Genomic DNA, 17,047 nt, shown 5'->3' with positions numbered 1-17,047 from the left:
GGCAACGCGAGTGCAGGCCGCCGCCCGTCACCAGCACCCCTCTAGGCGACCTCAACCCGCGCCGTGGATTCTCCGGCCAGCGGCCTGGCACCAGGCCATGCGCCGTGTCGGAAGGAGTCCTGCGCATGACGCACACCAGCCCGGATGTCAGCACGCCGGCCGGAATCATCCGGCTGAGCAACGCGTTCTGCGACGCCAAGGCGCTGCTCACGGCAGTGGAACTGGATCTGTTCACCACTCTGCACAAGAAGGGCCCTGCCACCGAGGAGGAGATCCGCACCGAGCTGAAACTGCACGGGCGGGGCCTGGGCGACTGGCTCAATCTGCTGACGGCGCTCGGACTGCTGGAGCGCGCGGACGGCGGGCGGTTCCGCAACGCCCCGGGCGCGGACACCTATCTGGTGCGCGGCGAGCGCACCTGGGTCGGCGGGTTCCTGGAGCGCTCCAACCGCAATCTGTACCCGGCCTGGGGGCGGCTCGGCGAGGCGCTGCGCACCGGTGAGCAGCAGTCGGGATCGCACTTCGACGAGGTCGTCAAGAACCCGCACATCCTCAAGCAGTTCGTCCATATGATGGACGCGCTGACGCATGTGGTCGGGCCGGAGCTGGTCGGCAAGTTCGACTGGTCGAACTCGAAGTCCGTGCTGGACGTCGGCGGCGCGCGCGGCAACCTCTGCTCGATCATCGTGAGGAACCAGCCGCATCTGGAGGGCCATGTCTTCGACCTGCCGCCCATGGAGCCGCTGTTCGACGAGCACGTGGAGAGCTACGGACTGACCGGGAAGGTCCACTTCCACGGCGGCAGCTTCTTCACCGAACCGCTGCCGGTGAAGGCGGACGTGGTGACGATGGGCCATGTGCTGCACGACTGGGACCGCGAGCAGCGCGGCGAGCTGGTCGCCAAGGCGTTCGACGCGGTCAACCCCGGCGGCGCGCTGATCGTCTACGACCGGATGCTGGACGACGAGCCCGACCACGTGGAGAACCTGGTCATCAGCCTCGACATGCTGCTGGTCACCGACGGCGGCTCCGAGTACCCGACCTCCGAGCTGCTGGAGCACGCGAAGAAGGCCGGCTTTGCCTCCACCGAGGTCGCCCCGCTCAGTGACTACGACACGGTCGTCATCTGCCGCAAGGCCGCCTGACCGCCTCCCCGGACGACTTTCGAGGAAAGGATTCCGCTTTATGAGCACGACCGATCAGGAGGTTCCGGTCCTCGTCGTCGGAGGGGCGGTGACCGGGCTGTCGACGGCGGTGTTCCTCGGCTGGCACGGGGTGCGCTCACTGGTGGTGGAGCGCCATCCGGACACCCTGAGCCATCCGCGTTCGCGCGGCGTCAACCCGCGTACCGTCGAGTTGTACCGCCAGGTGGGTCTGGAGGGCCGGGTATGGTCCGAGGCGTCGCTGGCCACGGACTTCAGCAAGCTGCTGATGATCCGCGCCGAGACCCTGGCGGGCCCGGAGATCTTCAGCGGCCCGACCGACCAGCCCGACCCCAGCGGTTCGGTCAGCCCGTGCGAGTGGGCCCCGATCGACCAGGACCGGCTGGAGCATCTGCTGCGCGAGCGGGCCGGGGAGCTGGGCGCCGAGCTGGCGTTCTCCACCGAGCTGGTCTCCTTCGAGCAGGACGACAACGGGGTCGTCGCGTTGCTGAAGGACACCGTCACCGGCGCGGAGCGCACCGTGCGCGCCAAGTACCTGGTGGCGGCGGACGGCAGCCGCAGTCCGATCCGCTCCACGCTCGGCATCGAGGCGGACGGGCCGGGCGAGTTCGCCACGACCGTGTCCGTGCTGTTCGAGGCCGATCTGTCGAAGGCGGCCAGGGGGCGTCCGGTCGGCGTCTGCTATCTCGACAAGCCCGCGCCGTCCACGATCCTGTTCGCGCACGACGGGCAGCGGAGGTGGATCTTCGCCACCGGCATGCCGCCGGGCGAGTCGCTCGACGACATGACCGAGGAGAAGGCCGTCGGGCTGGTGCGGGCCGCCATCGGCGAACCCGAGCTGGAGGTCGGGATCATTCCGCAGCTGCCGGCCGGCGGGGCGCAGTGGCTGAGCTTTGTCATCGGCGCGCAGGTGGCCCGCGAGTACCGCAGGGGCCGGGTGTTCCTGGTCGGCGACGCGGCCCATCTGGTGCCGCCGACCGGAGGGTTCGGCGCAAGCCTGGGCATCCAGGACGCCTCGAACCTGGCCTGGAAGCTGGCCGCGGTGCTGGACGGCGAGGCGGGCGAGGAACTGCTCGACACCTACCAGGCCGAGCGGCACCCGGTGGCCTGGATGACGCTTCAGCAGGCGCTGGGCATGATGCAGGAGCGCACCGGCGACGAGGCGGACGGCCAGGACGCCGCGGAGGCGTACGGGACCACGGTCTTCGGCTACCGCTACAGCGACGGCCCGCCGGTCCCCCCGCAGCATCTGAGCGGCGAGCCGGGCACCCGCGCCCCGCATGTGGAGCTGGAGCACTCCGGCAAGACGGTCTCCGTGCTCGACCTGTACGGACGCGCCCCGGTCGTGGTCACCCCCGCGGGCGGCCAGGCGTGGGCGGCCGCGGCCGCGGCCGTCGCCGAGGAGCTGGGGGTCACGCTGCGCGCCCACCGCATCGGCGGCCCGGACGCCGAGTACGCGGGCGACGCCTTCGCCAAGGCGTACGGCCTCGAGTCCGACGGCGCGGCGCTCATCCGTCCCGACGGCTTCGTCGCCTGGCGTTCCGCGGGAGCGTCCGCCGACCCGAAGGCGGACCTCACGGCGGCGGTGAAGGCCCTGCTGTCCCGTGCGGCCTGACACCGCGTCATGGCACGGGCAGGGGCCCGGGCGCCCTCCGCGGGCGTCCGGGCCCCTGCTCGGTCACATCGTCTCCATCTTGTAGTAGCGCCACGCCTCGGGCAGTTCCGCGACGACGATGGCGGTCACCGCGACCGCCAGGGCGCCGACGGCGAGGCGGACGACGGAGGCGGGGATGAAGATGCCGTTCTTCATGGGGCTGCTGCCTTTCCTGCGGCGGGGACGGATGTTTCAAGCAGTTCGGCGACGAGGGACTCGACGAGCGGCACGGCCCGTGACACAGCCTCCTTCACGGGGACGCTCAGACCGACGACGACATCGGGTTCCTCGCCCGTCATGCGGACCTCGGGTTCGCAGCCGAGGACCAGGACGCGTGGCAGCGTGCCGTCGCCCAGCCTCCGGGCCAGGGCGAGCACCCGGACCGGGTCCATGGCGTGGGCCTCCGGCATGGCGGTCTCCGGCGGGAGGTCGGGCTCGATGACGCTGAGCGTGCCGGGCGGCTCCCCGCGCGGGGCCGCGTCCACGAGCAGTGCGGCGGAGTAGCCGTCGAGCAGCCGGTAGGCCAGGTCCATCCCCCGGATGCCGAAGTCCACGAGGTGCACGCCGGGCGGAGTCGGCCGCTCCCGGAGCGCGGCGACGACCTCGGGGCCGAAGCCGTCGTCGGCGAGGAACATGTTGCCGATGCCCGCGACCAGCACCCGAGGGGGCGCACCGCCGCCGCGGGGCTCCAACGGCTCCACCTCCTCCGGTGTGAAGAAGAAGCGGTGGCCGATCTTTCCGCTCGCCCCCAGGTCGCGGCCAGGGTCGTCCCGGACGAGCACGGCCAGGTGGAGCTGTCCCTCGAGGTCCTCCTCGATCGCGTCGACCTCGGCCTCCCGGCCGGTGAGCGCCAGATCGAGGATGTCGGCCCTGCGGGACGGCCTCAGCCGGACACGACTGCCCCGTCCGACGGGGACGCCGTCCACGAGCACCGTCCGCGGCCGGTCGCTCACGCGTCCTCCCTCGGCTGCGGGGCCGCGGGGCGGAACTCCCGGATCGCGCCGTGCAACCGGGCCAGCTCGTCCAGGCCGAGTCCGGCGCAGCGGTCGAGGATCTCGCGGGCCCGGGGGTCGCAGGCGCGGGCCTCGGCCTGCTCCTCCTCGGTCATGCTGAGCACGCTCAGGACGAGCAGCTGGTCGATCTCCGTGCCGTCGAAGAGGTCGCCCGGGCTCTCCGGGGCCACTGCGGGGAAGTCGTACAGCGTGATGGGGGAGGCGAGTACGGTGTGCGCCCGGCGGCCGTCGGCGCCGCCCGGCTCCCCCGCGAGGACCGGCCAGACGCCGTCGTTGGCGCAGGCCGCGGCGGCCTGACGCAGTTCCTCCGGAGGGTCCAGCTGGGAGACGAACCGGCCCTGGTCGCTGTGCAGGATCAGATGTGTGGAGGCGAAGGCGCTGCCGGCGGCGCGCTCCCGGGCGTGCCGGTCTCCGGGCCGGGGCGGCGGGCAGTCCGAGGTGTTCACCACGCGGACGGTCAGCCGGTCCACGCCGGGCGCGAGGGGCTCGCTGTCGGCCGTGAGCGTGCCCGTCAGCCGCCGCCAGCTGTGGACGACGCTGCCGGCCCGCCGTCCCCGGGCGTCGGCGAGGGGCTCGGTGTCGGAGCCCTCGGGGATGTCGAAGGACGTGGTGCGCGGGCCGTCGCCGGGCACGGAGAGTGCGAGCAGGACTTCGCGCTCGGTCGCCTCCTGCCAGGTCACATGGCGCTCGCCGGCGACGGTGAGCGCGTCTGCCCGTTCGGGTCCCTCGGGGCCTTCCCGCCAGACCGTGCGGTCCACGACGTGCAGAAACCTCAGACGCACCGTCACCTCGTACGGTGGGCGGACGTGCTCCAGGAGCACCTGGGCGGTGACGCCGTCCCGTTCGCCGAGCGTCTCTGCGCAGTCCCCCCGGGGGAAGATCCCGCCGAACGTCCAGCGTTTGGCGTTCTTCAGTGCGGACCTGCGGTAGGGCCACAGCAGATAGCCCTCGTACAGGCAGGTGCGGGCGATGGCGTCGACGGCGGTGGGCACTGCCGGGTCGTTCATGGTGCTCCCGATCGGTCGAGCAGGGCGCGCACCGCGTCGTCGGTGCTGCCCAGTGCGTGGTGTGCGCGGTAGGCGTCCAGCCGGTCACAGGTCTCCCGGGGCAGCCGCAGCCAGGGGTCCGTCCCGTGGTACCGCTCGACGAGCCGGGGCCAGAGCCCTGCGGGCAGCCGGCAGGACGCCTCGGCGGACCAGGGGATGTGCGCGGTGCGCAGCATGTTGGGCGCCGGCACGGGGCCGGGGGCCTGGTAGAAGACCGTGCCGTTGAAGAGGAAGCCGAGCGGCACCTCGCCGTCCCCGGCGGCGCGCAGATACTTGGTCACCGCCAGTTCGGCGTCGGTGGCGCACGGCACCAGCAGCGGTACGGAGGTCTGCTCGTCGAACGGCGGCACCTGTACCGCGGCCTGAGTCCACAGCAGCGGCCGCATGGTCCGGCCCCACTCCTCCGGCTGTCCGAACAGTTCGGTCAGCGCCCGGCAGGCGACGGGGTCGTGGGCGCGGCGGGTCACCTCGATGCGGACGGCGACCGTGAGCGCCACGGCCCGGACGGGCCCGCCGCCGCTGCGGGCCGTCCGCAGGGTGAAGCGCAGGGTGGGAACGGCGGCGTGGCGCTCCGGCTCGACCCCGGTGACGGCGAAGGTCAGTTCGGGCGCCGGGGCGGTCGCGCCGCCGTCGGCCCCGAGGGGCCCGGTCGCCTGCTGGGCGGCGGCCGTCATGCGGGCGACAGGTTCGGCATGTCGGGCATGATCGGGTCGTGGCACCTGGCGTTGATGCCGGTCGAGCGGCGTGCGGTCGAGGTGTCGTCGCGCCGGTGTCCCGGCTGGTGTTTGCCGAGTCCCTGATGGTTGCCCCGGCGGACGCCGGGGACGTGTGCCGCCTTGTCCACGCGGACGTCGGGCTTGCCTACGGTGATGCCCATGACGCCTCCTGGGTGTCGTGTGCGGGGCCCTCGCCGGATGCGGGGCCGGTACGGCCCGCGCCGCGCGCGGGGCCTGGTGTGAGTGCCTGGAAGAATCCGTCGACCTGCTGCCAGACCTCGTCTCCCCCGCCCAGTCCCTTCCAGTGTGCGCGCACCAGCGCCGCGAGGCGGTAGCAGTCGTCCAGGGGGACGAGCCAGTGCCGGGGCTCTGAGTGCACCCGGTTGACCAGCAGGGCCTCCACATCGGGGGTCATGGCGGCCAGGGCGGGGCAGGCGGCCTCGGCTCCGGCCCAGCTCTCCGGGGCGACGACGGAGCGCATCAGGCCCAGCGGGCTGGGGTACGCGGCGTGCACCGCGTCGGAGCCCGAGGGCCGGGTGAAGAAGGCCAGGCCCACGGGGATGCCGAGACCGGCCCAGGTCGCGTCGTCGATGACGCGTCCGTCCAGCCGTCTGCGGGTGTCCGGGACCAGCCGGTAGCGGGCCCCTTCGGCGTCCGCACGATCGAACAGCAGTGCGCAGGCGGGGCAGCCGCAGGCGATGTCGCCGCTGCCTGCCTCGAGCAGGTGCCGGTGGTCCGGTGGGATCGGCTGAGCGCACAGGTCGCACACTTCATGCGTTCCGTGCGAGGCGCCGCCGGGGGACGGGCCCGCGCGGGCCGCCAGTCGGCGCAGCCGGGGGGCCGCGAAGGCCCGGGGCGTGGTCACCCCGCCTCCCGCACGGCGAGGGCGGGACCGCGGAAGAGGTCGGCGACGGGGATCACGGCCTGCGGAGCGGGGGCCCGCACGGTCTCGATCTCGACCTGTTCGATCTCCGGGGCGCACCCCAGGACCGCGTCCCGCACCATGTCGTCGGGCCGCCCGTCCGGGGAGCAGCCGCAGCCGCCCGAAGCGCCGCCCTCGGTGAGCCGGAGCCGTGCCACGGCCCCTTCGACGGCGAGGAGTTCGGCCTCGCCGCCGCCGAGCGCCGGCCGCAGTTCGGCGAGTACGGCCCCGATGCGGCTGGCGACCGGGTCGGGGTGGAGGTCGTGCACCAGGAGCAGATGGCCGACGAGCGGGTCGTCGGCCAGCCGACGGACCGCCTGACCGTCCGCCTCGCCGAGCTGTGCCGTGATCCTCGCAAGGCACTCTCCGTACAGGTCCACCAGCGCCTCCACGGCCTCGCGGGCACGGGCGGCCGCCGCATGGTCCGGGAGGGAGTCCAGGGCGGCGAGCTGCTGCTCGGTCCTGACGACGTGCCGGCGGGCTGCTTCCTCGTCCCAGGGCATGGCCGCCTCCTTCAGGAGTGTGCGCCGAAGGTCGGCGAGTGGGACTGCTTCAGGGTGCGTCCGCCGCCGAGGTACATATGGACGCCGCAGGGCAGACAGGGGTCAAAGCTGCGCACGGTGCGCATGATGTCGATGCCCTTGAAGCCGTCGGGGCCGTTCTCCTCGAAGATGGGGCAGCCCTGTACGGCGTCCTCGTACGGGCCCGGCGTTCCGTAGCTGTCTCGGGGGCTGGCGTTCCACGGGGTGGGCGGATACGGGTGGTAGTTGGCGATCTTCCGGTCGCGGATCACCAGGTGGTGGGAGAGGACTCCGCGGACGGCCTCGTGGAAGCCGACGCCGATGCCGTCGGAGGGGACGGTGAAGTCCTGGAAGACCTTGGTGCGCCCGGCCCGCACCTCGCCCAGGGCCTTGTCCACGAAGTGCAGCGCCATCCCGGCGGCGTAGGCGACGAAGTACATGCGGGCGCGGTTGCGTTCGATGGTGTTGGGGAAGGCGGGCGGCTTCCACTCCAGGCGCACTTCGGGGCTCGACGGCGTCTTGGGCAGGTCGATCTCCACGCTGTGCCCGGTGGAACGGACGTAGGGGGTGCGGACCTTGTTTGCGAGCGCGGTGGCCCACAGGCGGGCGATGGGTCCGCCGCCGGTGTCCAGCGCGAGATGGTCGCCGGTGCGCTTGTCGTACCAGCGGGGGCTCATCACCCAGCTGTAGTTTCCGCCGTTGAGGTCCCGCTTCTGCGGCGCGGGCAGCGTGGTCTGGTTCCAGGGGTGGCGTCGGTCGACGGGGTTGCCCAGGGGGTCGGTGTCGACGAAGACCTCCTCGCCCTCCCAGTCCTCGTAGTACGAGCTGCCCAGCAGGATGCGCATGCCCAGGTTGATGTCGACCAGGTCGGTGGTGACGAGCTGGTTGTCGACGACGATGCCGGGGGTGACGAACATGGCGTTGCCCCAGGTGTTCATCGTCCGGTAGTCGTAGTCGACGACCTCCGGGTCCTGGAAGGCGCCCCAGCAGCCGAGCAGCGTACGGCGGCGGCCGACCTCCTCGTAGCCGGGCAGGGCCTCGTAGAAGAAGTCGAAGACGTCGTCGTTCATGGCGACCGCGCGCTTGATGAAGTCGAGGCAGCGGGTGAGCCGGACGAGGTAGTCGGTGAAGACCTGCGGGGTGGCGACGGTGCCGACGCCGCCGGGGTAGAGCGTGGAGGGGTGGACGTGCCGGCCCTCCATCAGGCAGATCATCTCCCGGGTGAGCCGGCTCATCTCGAGGGCTTCCTTGTACGTGCTCCCCTCGAAGGGGTTGTACGAGGTCATGATCTCGCCGATGGTGCGCAGGCCGTGCCGGTCGGCGCGTGGCGCGGGGGTGCGCTCGGCGCGTTCCCATACCCCCGGGTTGGTCTCCTTGACCATGCGTTCGCAGTAGTCGACGAAGACCATGTTGTCCTGGAAGATCGTGTGGTCGAACATGTACTCGGCGGCTTCGCCGAGGTTGATGATCCAGTCCGCGAGCGGCGGGGGCTTGACCCCGTAGGCCATGTTCTGGGCGTAGACGGAGCAGGTGGCGTGGTTGTCGCCGCAGATGCCGCAGATGCGGCTGGTGATGAAGTGGGCGTCCCGGGGGTCCTTGCCCTTCATGAAGACGCTGTAACCGCGGAAGATGGACGAGGTGCTGCGGCATTCGACGACTTCCCGGCGCGGAAAGTCGATCTTCGTGTAGATGCCCAGGTTGCCGACGATCCTGGTGATGGGGTCAAACGCGACGTCGGTCAGTTCACGCTGTTGGGACGGCACGAGGGTCTCGCTCGACACGGACGGTCCTTTCCGGGGCGGTCTTCGGCGGGGGCGGGCGGAAGCGGGTCAGCGGTGCGGCCAGCGGGGGTTGTAGCCGGAGGTGACGAGCTCGCGGTCGTGCCGCCACTTGGGTTCGCGGTTGGCCGCCTTGTTGGTGATGGCGCGCAGGGACCGGATGAGCGGGCCGTAGGAGGAGGAGAGGATGCTGGAGGAGATGCTGGCGCCGGGCGCCTCGTCCATGAAGGGCATGAACTTGTCGGGGAAGCCCGGCATGGTGCAGCCGATGCAGATGCCTCCGACGTTGGGGCAGCCGCCGACGCCGTCCATCCAGCCGCGCTTGGTGACGTTGCAGTTCACCACGGGCCCCCAGCAGCCGATCTTCACCTGGCACTTGGGGGAGTTGTAGTCCTTGGCGAAGTCGCCCTGCTCGTAGTAGGCGGCGCGGTCGCACCCCTCGTGGACGGTCTTGCCGAACAGCCAGGTGGGCCGCAGCTGTTCGTCGAGCGGAAGCGGCGGAGCGAGGCCCGCCGCCTGGTAGAGCAGCCAGGTGAGCGTCTCCATGAAGTTGTCGGGCTGGACGGGGCAGCCCGGCACGTTCACGATCGGCATGCCCGCTGCCGAGCGGAAGTCCCAGCCCAGATAGTCCGCAAGGCCCATCGAGCCGGTGGGGTTGCCGGCCATGGCGTGGATTCCGCCGTAGGCGGCGCAGGTGCCGGCGGCCACGACGGCGAACGCCTTGGGCGCCAGCCGGTCGAGCCAGGTGTTGAAGGTGATGGGCTCCCCGGTTTTCGGATCGTTGCCCATCGCCGCCCAGTAGCCGTCGCCGTTGACGCGCTCATTGGGGATGGAGCCCTCCACGACGAGCACAAAGGGGCCCAGCTCGTCGCGGGCCGCCCGGTGGAAGGCCGCCATGAAGTCGTCGCCGCTCTCGTACGCCAGGACCTTGTTGTGCAGGACGACCTTCGGCAGGCCGGGGATCGCGCCGAGGACGACGTCCTCCAGGCTGGGCAGCGAGGCTGCCGTGACCGACACCGTGTCCCCGTCGCAGCTCATCCCCTCCGAGGTCCACAGGATATGGACCTCGTCCACGGAGGCGGCGGCCTCGTTCTGCGACGCCTCGGTTCCCGTGCTCATGGCGGATTCCTTTCTGCCGACGGCCTCTACGGCAGGCTTTCACGCCGTAACAATGCTCACAATTCGGGCATATCTAGGGTGGTGGGCACGCCGGGACGGGGCTGTTTGCGCACAAAAGCCGACCGCAGCGCGTGATACGGAGCCTCCGGGTCGTCGAAGACGCCCCGCATGCGCTTCAGCTCCTCCGCCCGCCAGTCGCTCAGCGGGCGGACGGCCTCGTCGCGCTCCCGGGCCGCCTTCTTCGCCCCGACACGGGAGCGCAGCGCGGCCGACGAGGCGAGCCGCTCGGCCGAACGGGCGACCTGGGCGGCGAAGTCCTCCGGGCCGCACTCCACCACCCGGTCGACGAGCCCCAGGCCCAGCGCGGCCCGGGCGCTCACCGGCTCCGCCTCGCGCATCAGCCGTCCGGCAGCCGCCGCGCCCACCCGCCGCGGCAGCGTGTACGTCCAGAACTCGGAGCCGGTGAGCCCCATCAGCCGGTAGTGGGGGTTGAGCACACATCCGGATCTGCACCACACCTCGTCGGCGGCGAGCGCCAGCATCGCCCCGCCCGCCGCCGCGTTTCCCGCCAGGGCGGCCACGACGAGCCGGTCGGTCGTGGTGAGCACCGCCTCCACCAGGTCGTCCATGGCCTCGATGCACGCCCGGGACTCCGCCGCCGGGTCGGCCGCGGCCTCGATGACCCCCAGATGGATGCCGTTGGAGAAGAAGTCGCGCCTCCCGCCCAGCACCAGAACGTCCGTCGGCCGGGTCAGCGCCACACGGTAGGCGTCGAGCAGCCGGCGGCAGTGGTCGACGCCCATCGCGCCGCCCGGGAACGAGAACCGCAGGAACCCGACCGCCCCCTGCTCCTCATAGCGGATGTCCGACCAGGTGCTCCGCCCCGCAGGCGGCCGCAGCGGGCCGGGCAGCTCGGGAACGGCCGGCAGCCGGTCGCCGAGCGCCAGGGCCGCCGGGAGCTTGAACGTCGCCGGGCGGCCGGGAGCCCGCCTGGGCCGCAGCTGCGGAATCCACACCGCGCCGTCGACGGTGGCCCGGCACACGGCCCCGTGCCGGGTGGCCAGCAGCTCGCCCGGCGGTCCTGTGAGGGTGTCCTCCTCATGGCCGCCGCACAGATACCACTCGCCTCCCAGGAGCCGGTCGAGCACGCCCGGATGGGAGTCGGCGGCCCGCAGCCTGCGCAGCACGGAGGACGTCGGCTCCCGCAGCCAGTCGATCCGTCGCTCCTCCTGACTCATATAAGGGAACACCGAGGCCGCAGCCGGAGACTGCGGCACCGGTGCATATGTCCCCGAGGAGAAGCGTTCGACGGCCAGGAGGACCGCTTCCGCCGCGGCGTCGGCGACCTCGCCCCGGTAGAGGTCGCTCTTGCCGACGCCCGCCGGCACGTCGAAGGCCGCCGACGCCCAGACGGGACCGGCGTCCATCTCCCCGACCGCCTGAAGGACCGTCACCCCCCACCGGTCGACGCCACCCTGGAGTGCGCGGTCCAGGGAGGACGGCCCCCTGTCCCCCGGCGGGCCGGGATGCACGATCAGACAGGTGTACGCCGACCACACCTCCTCGGGGATCGCGGCGGTGAGCATCGGCGCGACGACGAGGTCCGGGGCGTGGCGGGCCACGGCGTCGGGGCGCACCCCGCCGCGGCCGGCCGGCTCGACCGAGACGGCGTGGCCCCGGTCCCTCAGCTCGCACTGGACTCGCTGCGACAGGCTGTTGAACGCGCTGGCGACCAGCAGCACCCGCATGACGGCTCCTCGGATCGGCGTTCGGCTCGGCTCCCGACCGCCGATGGTGGCCGCCGGGGCGCCGCCTCCGGCACGGGCGCGCCGCACACCGCGCCGGGTTTGGGCCAGCGGGTGGAATCGGAGGCCGCCCCGCGTACGCCATCCGAAAGCCGGCACCCCGCCGCGCCTAGCGTGGGGACCCATGCACGAACTGTCGATCGCCGCAGCCGTCGTCGAGCGGGCCCAGGAGACGGCGCGGGCACACGGTGCGGCCACGGTGGACGCCGTACGGCTGCGCGTCGGCGAACTGTCCGGCGTGGTCGGCGACGCCCTGCGGTTCTCCTTCCGGCTTGCCGCCGAAGGCACCGCGCTGGCCGGTGCGGAACTGATCGTCGAGGAGGTGCCCGCCCGCGCCGCGTGCGACGGCTGCGACGCCGAGTTCGCCGTCGGGTCCCCGCCCCGGCTGTGGTGCCCGCGGTGCGAGCGGCCCGCCGCACGACTGCTTGCCGGCCGCGAACTCGAGCTGATCGGCGTACAGCTCGCGCAGCCCGACGACGTACGCCCGCCGGACCGGGAGCCCTGTCCGGCCGCGCCCCGTTCCGCGGGAAGAGGAGAGGACGCCTGATGTGCCGCAGCGTCGAGCTACGCGAGGCCGTACTGGCCAAGAACGATGATCTGGCCGCCGGTCTCCGCGCCGAACTGGCGGCCAGGGGCGTGACGGCCGTCAATCTGCTGTCCAGCCCGGGCAGCGGCAAGACCGCCCTGCTGGAGAACGTGCTGCGCCGGGCCGCCGAACGCGGGCTGCCTGCGGCCGCGCTCACCGCCGACCTGGCGACCGAGAACGACGCACGCCGGCTGGCGCGCTCGGGCGCGCCCGTCAAGCAGCTCCTGACCGGCGGGCTCTGCCATCTGGAAGCCGCCCAGCTGCGCGCCCATGTGACGGGATGGCTGCCCGAAGGGATCCGGGCGCTCTTCGTGGAGAACGTGGGCAATCTGGTCTGCCCCGCCTCCTACGACCTCGGCGAGACCCTCCGGGTGGCGCTGATGTCGGTCACCGAGGGCGAGGACAAGCCGGTCAAGTACCCGACCGCCTTCGGTCTGGCGCACCTGGTCGTGCTGACCAAGACCGATCTGGCGGAGGCCGTCTGCTTTGACGAGGCGGAGTTCCTGGCCCATGTCGAACGGATCAACCCGGGCGTGGAGGTGCTGCGCACCAGCGCCCGCCTCGGGCGGGGCGTGGACGCGTTCACGGACCGGGTGGCGGCGGTGTGCGACGGGGCCGAGCCGCACCGTCCGCTGCTCGCCGCAGAGCACCTGAGCGCCCACGGCCACGCCCATGGCCACGGGCAAGATCACGGCCACGGCCGCGGCCGCGGTGCGGACGGCCGCCCGCACAGCCACGGGTCCGTCGGCGCGGGCTCCGCCCTGTGAAGGACACGCCGACGCGCACCGCGCCGGACCCGCTCGAGGCCGGCGCCTCGCCGGGCACGGCGGTGCGCCGCCGGGTCCGGGTGCGCGGCACGGTGCAGGGCGTGGGCTTCCGGCCGTTCGTGTGCCGGCTGGCGAGGGGCCTCGCCCTGGCGGGCTTCGTCCGCAACGGAACGGACGGCGTCACCGCCGAGGTGGAGGGCCCGGCTGCGGCTGTCGAGGAGTTCTGCAGACGGCTGCGGGAGGAGCAGCCGCCGCTGGCGGCCGTGACCGGAGTCGACTGGGAACCCGTACGGGCCACCGGCGGCCGGGACTTCACGATCCTGCCCTCGAACGACGCCGTGGACGGGGGCGGGAGCGCCAGGACGGCGATCCCGCCCGACACCGCCGTGTGCGCCGACTGTCTGAGAGAGCTGGCCGACCCCGGGGACCGCCGCCACCGGCATCCTTTCATCACCTGTACGCACTGCGGGCCGCGCTTCACCATCGCCACCGGCCTCCCCTACGACCGGGCCGCCACCACGATGGCCGCGTTCCCGCTGTGCCCGCTGTGCGCGCGGGAGTACGCGGACCCGGCCGACCGCCGCTTCCACGCCCAGCCGGTCGCCTGCCCCGACTGCGGGCCGCGGCTCCGCCTCACCCTCGCCCGCGGCGCACGGCCCGAGCGCCGGGGCGAGCAGGCCCTGGACCGGGCGCGGGAGCTCCTGGCGCGGGGCGCGGTCCTGGCGGTCAAGGGCCTCGGCGGATACCACCTCGCCTGCGCCGCCGACGACCCAGCCGCCGTGGAGGCGCTGCGCGCACGAAAGGAGCGCGGCGGCAAGCCGTTCGCGGTCATGTGCGCGGACCTCGACGCGGCGGAGCGGATCGCGCACATCAGTCCCGCGGAGCGCACGGTGCTGGCCGGCCGCCGCCGTCCGATCGTGCTGCTGCGCCGCCGCACGGCCGCGGTCGCGGCGGAGCGGGGACTGGCCGGGGGCGTCTGCCCGGGCAGTCCGCATGTGGGGGTGATGCTGCCGTACACCCCGCTGCACCGGCTGCTGTTCGGGCTGCCCGGCGATCCACCCGGCCCGCGCATGCTCGTCATGACCAGCGGCAACCGCTCGGGCGAGCCGATCGTGACCGATGACGGCGAGGCGGTCCGCCGCCTCGCCGGGATCGCCGACGCCTGGCTCTGGCACGACCGGGCCATCGCGGCGCCGTGCGACGACTCCGTGGTCCGTCTCCGCCCGGACGACGGCGGGGTGCTGGTGCTGCGCCGCTCACGCGGCTATGCGCCCTCCCCCGTCGCACTGCCGTCGGCCGTCCCGCCGACGCTGGCCGTCGGCGGCGACCTGAAGAACACGCTGTGCCTCGGCGCGGGGCACGAGGCGTGGTTCTCCCCCCACGTGGGCGACATGGCGGACCTCGCCACGGCGGAGGCGGCCGAGGCCGCGGAGCGCCGGCTGACGGAGCTGACCGGCGTCGCCCCCGGACTTCTGGCCGCCGACCGCCACCCGGGATACCTCTCGGCGCGCCGTGCCGCACGCCGCGCGGCCGGGGCGGGGTTGCCGCTGCGGCGCGTGCAGCACCACCACGCCCATGTCGCCTCCCTGATGGCCGAGCACGGCCTCGACGGAAGCGCGCCCGTCATCGGGGTGGCCTTCGACGGCACCGGCTACGGCGACGACGGCGCGGTGTGGGGCGGCGAGGTTCTGCTGGCCGACTACCGCGGATACCGGCGGCTCGCCCATCTCGCCTACGCACCGCTGCCCGGCGGGGACGCGGGCGTGGCCAACCCCTGCCGGATGGCGCTGGCCCGGCTGCGTGCGGCCGGCGTCGCCTGGGACCCGGATCTGCCGTGCACCGCGGCCTGCGCGCCCGATGAGCTGCGGCTGCTGGCACGTCAGCTGGAGCGGGGCCTCGCCTGTGTCCCCACCTCCAGCATGGGCCGGCTGTTCGACGCCGTGTCCTCCCTGGCCGGGGTGTGCCACCGGGCGGGCTACGAGGCACAGGCGGCAGTCGAGCTGGAGGCCGCCGCCGCGCGGGCGTGGGAGGGCGACGGACACGCGTACGGCTTCGGGCTGCGCGGGAGCGGTCCCGGCGGCGTCACCCTGATCGATCCCGCTCCCGTCCTGCGTGCGGCGGTCGCGGATCTGCGCGGCGGGGCGCCCGCCCCGGTCGTGGCGGCGCGGTTCCACCGGGCGGTCGCGGCGGCGGTCACCGAGGTGTGTCTGGCGGCCCGCCGGGAGACCGGGGCCGAGGCGGTGGGCCTGACCGGCGGCGTGTTCGCCAATGCGCTGCTCGACGAGGAGTGCGCCGGACGGCTGGGGGCCGCGGGACTGACCGTGCTGCGCCACGGCGAGGTGCCGCCGGGCGACGGAGGACTCGCCCTGGGCCAGCTTCTCGTGGCCGCGGGGCGGGACGGCACGACCTAGACGGCCAGTCAACGAACCAGCGACGAACCAGCGACGAACGGAGAACACCATGTGCCTGGCGGTGCCCGGCAAGGTGGTCGGGGTCTTTGAACGGGACGGCACGCCGATGGCGCGCGTCGACTTCGGCGGGGTGGTGAAGGACGTCTGCCTCGCCTATGTGCCCGAGGCGGAGGAGGGCGAGTACGTCATCGTCCATGTCGGCTTCGCCCTGCAGCTGCTCGACGAGGAGTCCGCGCGGGCCTCGCTGCGGCTCTTCGGGGAACTGGGTCTGCTGGAGGAGGAGTTCGGCGACCCCTGGAGCCGTGCGGCCGCCGAGGCCGGACTGACCGACGAACCGGCCGCCGGGCGGACGGCGGCCCTCGCACCTCAGGAGCCGCGGTGAAGTACATCGACGAATTCCACGACCCCGAACTCGCCCGCCGACTGCTGGACGACATCCACGCCACGGCCGTCACCGGCCCCTGGGCGCTGATGGAGGTCTGCGGCGGCCAGACCCACTCGATCATCCGGCACGGCATCGACCAGCTTCTGCCCGACACGGTGGAGCTGATCCACGGCCCGGGCTGCCCGGTGTGCGTGACCCCGCTGGAGATGATCGACAAGGCGCTGGAGATCGCCTCCCGGCCGGATGTGATCTTCTGTTCGTTCGGCGACATGCTGCGTGTGCCCGGCACGGGCCGCGATCTGTTCCGGGTGCGCAGCGAGGGCGGGGACGTGCGGGTGGTGTACTCGCCGATGGACGCGCTCGAACTGGCCCGCCGTCACCCGGAGAAGGAGGTCGTCTTCTTTGGCATCGGCTTCGAGACCACGGCGCCCGCGAACGCGATGACCGTGCACGAGGCGCTGCGGCTGGGCGTCCGCAACTTCAGCCTGCTGGTGTCGCATGTGCGGGTCCCCCCGGCCGTCGAGGCCATCATGGGCGCGCCGGACTGCCGGGTGCAGGCGTTCCTGGCGGCGGGCCATGTGTGCAGTGTGATGGGCACGCGGGAGTACCCGCCGCTCGCCGAGCGGCACAAGGCGCCCATCGTGGTGACGGGGTTCGAGCCGCTGGACATCCTGGAAGGGGTCCGGCGGGCCGTGCGACAGCTCGAACGCGGTGAGCACCGGGTGGAGAACGCCTATGCGCGGGCCGTCCGCGAGGAGGGCAACCCTGTCGCGCTGCGCATGATCGAGGAGGTCTTCGAGGTCGCCGACCGGGCGTGGCGCGGCATCGGGGTGATTCCCGGCAGCGGCTGGCGGCTCGCCGAGGCGTTCTGGGAGTACGACGCGGAGCGCCGCTTCGACGTGGAGTCGATGCACACCGCAGAGCCGACGATGTGCCGCAGCGGCGAGGTGCTGCAGGGGCTGATCAAGCCGCACGAGTGCGAGGCGTTCGGCGTCGCCTGCACCCCGCGCACCCCGCTCGGGGCCACGATGGTCTCCAGCGAGGGGGCCTGTGCCGCGTACTACCTCTATCGCCGCCTGGACGCCCCGGCGCGGCGGCCCGCGACTGCCCAGGAGGCGACGACCGTTGGCTGAGACCACGATCACCGTACCGGAGCCGACG

At 72.9% G+C, this 17,047-nt stretch carries 17 protein-coding genes; 7 read left to right on the top strand and 10 right to left on the bottom strand.

What is annotated here, in order from left to right; genetic code table 11:
* Nucleotides 1-125: 125 nt before the first annotated feature.
* Nucleotides 126-1,145: a methyltransferase gene (locus QCN29_RS19000; protein WP_279929488.1), complete on the top strand. Its 1,020-nt coding sequence runs from the start codon at nt 126-128 to the stop codon at nt 1,143-1,145.
* A 40-nt stretch (nt 1,146-1,185) separates the two neighbouring features.
* The gene (locus QCN29_RS18995; RefSeq protein WP_279929485.1) at nt 1,186-2,778 is read left to right on the top strand and encodes an FAD-dependent monooxygenase; all 1,593 of its coding nucleotides are present in this window, start codon (nt 1,186-1,188) and stop codon (nt 2,776-2,778) included.
* A 63-nt stretch (nt 2,779-2,841) separates the two neighbouring features.
* Here QCN29_RS18995 and QCN29_RS18990 read toward each other — a convergent pair whose 3' ends face one another.
* The 10 genes from QCN29_RS18990 to QCN29_RS18945 are packed head-to-tail and all read right to left on the bottom strand — an operon-like array spanning nt 2,842 to nt 11,680.
* The gene (locus QCN29_RS18990) at nt 2,842-2,973 is read right to left on the bottom strand and encodes a DUF6893 family small protein (protein ID WP_275674556.1); all 132 of its coding nucleotides are present in this window, start codon (nt 2,971-2,973) and stop codon (nt 2,842-2,844) included.
* On the bottom strand, nt 2,970-3,770 hold the full coding sequence (locus QCN29_RS18985) for a hydrogenase maturation protease (RefSeq protein ID WP_318036719.1): 801 nt from the start codon (nt 3,768-3,770) through the stop codon (nt 2,970-2,972). Before QCN29_RS18985 ends, QCN29_RS18990 begins: the two co-directional genes overlap by 4 nt.
* Nucleotides 3,767-4,837 carry a hypothetical protein gene (locus QCN29_RS18980; RefSeq protein ID WP_279929483.1) on the bottom strand — a complete coding sequence of 357 codons (1,071 nt, stop codon included), beginning with the start codon at nt 4,835-4,837 and terminating at the stop codon, nt 3,767-3,769. Before QCN29_RS18980 ends, QCN29_RS18985 begins: the two co-directional genes overlap by 4 nt.
* A complete protein-coding gene (locus QCN29_RS18975; protein WP_279929482.1) occupies nt 4,834-5,550 on the bottom strand; it encodes a DUF6084 family protein in 717 nt (238 codons plus the stop codon). Before QCN29_RS18975 ends, QCN29_RS18980 begins: the two co-directional genes overlap by 4 nt.
* Nucleotides 5,547-5,753 (bottom strand): hypothetical protein, encoded by a 207-nt coding sequence (locus tag QCN29_RS18970; RefSeq protein WP_279929481.1) that lies wholly within the window; start codon nt 5,751-5,753, stop codon nt 5,547-5,549. Before QCN29_RS18970 ends, QCN29_RS18975 begins: the two co-directional genes overlap by 4 nt.
* Entirely contained in the window at nt 5,738-6,457 is a 720-nt protein-coding gene (locus QCN29_RS18965; protein ID WP_279929480.1) for a DUF5947 family protein, read from the bottom strand. Before QCN29_RS18965 ends, QCN29_RS18970 begins: the two co-directional genes overlap by 16 nt.
* Complete coding sequence (locus QCN29_RS18960) at nt 6,454-7,017, bottom strand: NifU family protein (RefSeq protein ID WP_279929479.1); 564 nt, start codon at nt 7,015-7,017, stop codon at nt 6,454-6,456. The genes QCN29_RS18965 and QCN29_RS18960 overlap by 4 nt, the downstream gene beginning before the upstream one ends.
* An 11-nt stretch (nt 7,018-7,028) precedes the next feature.
* Nucleotides 7,029-8,816, bottom strand: coding sequence for a nickel-dependent hydrogenase large subunit (locus QCN29_RS18955; RefSeq protein WP_279929478.1), 1,788 nt, complete (start codon nt 8,814-8,816; stop codon nt 7,029-7,031).
* Between the two features lie 48 nt (nt 8,817-8,864).
* A complete protein-coding gene (locus QCN29_RS18950; RefSeq protein ID WP_279929477.1) occupies nt 8,865-9,932 on the bottom strand; it encodes an NADH-quinone oxidoreductase subunit B family protein in 1,068 nt (355 codons plus the stop codon).
* A gap of 56 nt (nt 9,933-9,988) precedes the next feature.
* The gene (locus QCN29_RS18945; RefSeq protein WP_279929476.1) at nt 9,989-11,680 is read right to left on the bottom strand and encodes an enoyl-CoA hydratase-related protein; all 1,692 of its coding nucleotides are present in this window, start codon (nt 11,678-11,680) and stop codon (nt 9,989-9,991) included.
* A gap of 181 nt (nt 11,681-11,861) precedes the next feature.
* On the opposite strand from QCN29_RS18945, the gene QCN29_RS18940 reads away from it, so the two are divergent.
* The 5 genes from QCN29_RS18940 (at nt 11,862) to hypD (ending at nt 17,019) form a co-directional block, all read left to right on the top strand.
* The gene (locus tag QCN29_RS18940; RefSeq protein ID WP_279929475.1) at nt 11,862-12,284 is read left to right on the top strand and encodes a hydrogenase maturation nickel metallochaperone HypA/HybF; all 423 of its coding nucleotides are present in this window, start codon (nt 11,862-11,864) and stop codon (nt 12,282-12,284) included.
* Nucleotides 12,284-13,090: a hydrogenase nickel incorporation protein HypB gene (gene hypB, locus QCN29_RS18935; RefSeq protein ID WP_279929474.1), complete on the top strand. Its 807-nt coding sequence runs from the start codon at nt 12,284-12,286 to the stop codon at nt 13,088-13,090. The genes QCN29_RS18940 and hypB overlap by 1 nt, the downstream gene beginning before the upstream one ends.
* A 62-nt stretch (nt 13,091-13,152) precedes the next feature.
* Nucleotides 13,153-15,501 (top strand): carbamoyltransferase HypF, encoded by a 2,349-nt coding sequence (gene hypF / locus QCN29_RS18930; protein ID WP_279929514.1) that lies wholly within the window; start codon nt 13,153-13,155, stop codon nt 15,499-15,501.
* 49 nt (nt 15,502-15,550) lie between these two features.
* Entirely contained in the window at nt 15,551-15,883 is a 333-nt protein-coding gene (locus QCN29_RS18925) for a HypC/HybG/HupF family hydrogenase formation chaperone (RefSeq protein WP_279929473.1), read from the top strand.
* Nucleotides 15,880-17,019 carry a hydrogenase formation protein HypD gene (gene hypD, locus QCN29_RS18920; protein ID WP_279929472.1) on the top strand — a complete coding sequence of 380 codons (1,140 nt, stop codon included), beginning with the start codon at nt 15,880-15,882 and terminating at the stop codon, nt 17,017-17,019. The genes QCN29_RS18925 and hypD overlap by 4 nt, the downstream gene beginning before the upstream one ends.
* Nucleotides 17,020-17,047 lie beyond the last annotated feature (28 nt).

The organism is Streptomyces chengmaiensis (assembly GCF_029846775.1).
GTDB lineage: Bacteria > Actinomycetota > Actinomycetes > Streptomycetales > Streptomycetaceae > Streptomyces > Streptomyces chengmaiensis.
This window is presented reverse-complemented; position numbering and strand designations above follow the sequence as displayed.

Coding starts and splice junctions, on each gene's coding strand:
- QCN29_RS19000 (WP_279929488.1), top strand. CDS start 126: ATGACGCACACCAGCCCGGATGTCAGCACGCCGGCCGGAATCATCCGG.
- QCN29_RS18995 (WP_279929485.1), top strand. CDS start 1,186: ATGAGCACGACCGATCAGGAGGTTCCGGTCCTCGTCGTCGGAGGGGCG.
- QCN29_RS18990 (WP_275674556.1), bottom strand. CDS start 2,973: ATGAAGAACGGCATCTTCATCCCCGCCTCCGTCGTCCGCCTCGCCGTC.
- QCN29_RS18980 (WP_279929483.1), bottom strand. CDS start 4,837: ATGAACGACCCGGCAGTGCCCACCGCCGTCGACGCCATCGCCCGCACC.
- QCN29_RS18975 (WP_279929482.1), bottom strand. CDS start 5,550: ATGACGGCCGCCGCCCAGCAGGCGACCGGGCCCCTCGGGGCCGACGGC.
- QCN29_RS18970 (WP_279929481.1), bottom strand. CDS start 5,753: ATGGGCATCACCGTAGGCAAGCCCGACGTCCGCGTGGACAAGGCGGCA.
- QCN29_RS18960 (WP_279929479.1), bottom strand. CDS start 7,017: ATGCCCTGGGACGAGGAAGCAGCCCGCCGGCACGTCGTCAGGACCGAG.
- QCN29_RS18950 (WP_279929477.1), bottom strand. CDS start 9,932: ATGAGCACGGGAACCGAGGCGTCGCAGAACGAGGCCGCCGCCTCCGTG.
- QCN29_RS18945 (WP_279929476.1), bottom strand. CDS start 11,680: ATGCGGGTGCTGCTGGTCGCCAGCGCGTTCAACAGCCTGTCGCAGCGA.
- QCN29_RS18940 (WP_279929475.1), top strand. CDS start 11,862: ATGCACGAACTGTCGATCGCCGCAGCCGTCGTCGAGCGGGCCCAGGAG.
- hypB (WP_279929474.1), top strand. CDS start 12,284: ATGTGCCGCAGCGTCGAGCTACGCGAGGCCGTACTGGCCAAGAACGAT.
- QCN29_RS18925 (WP_279929473.1), top strand. CDS start 15,551: ATGTGCCTGGCGGTGCCCGGCAAGGTGGTCGGGGTCTTTGAACGGGAC.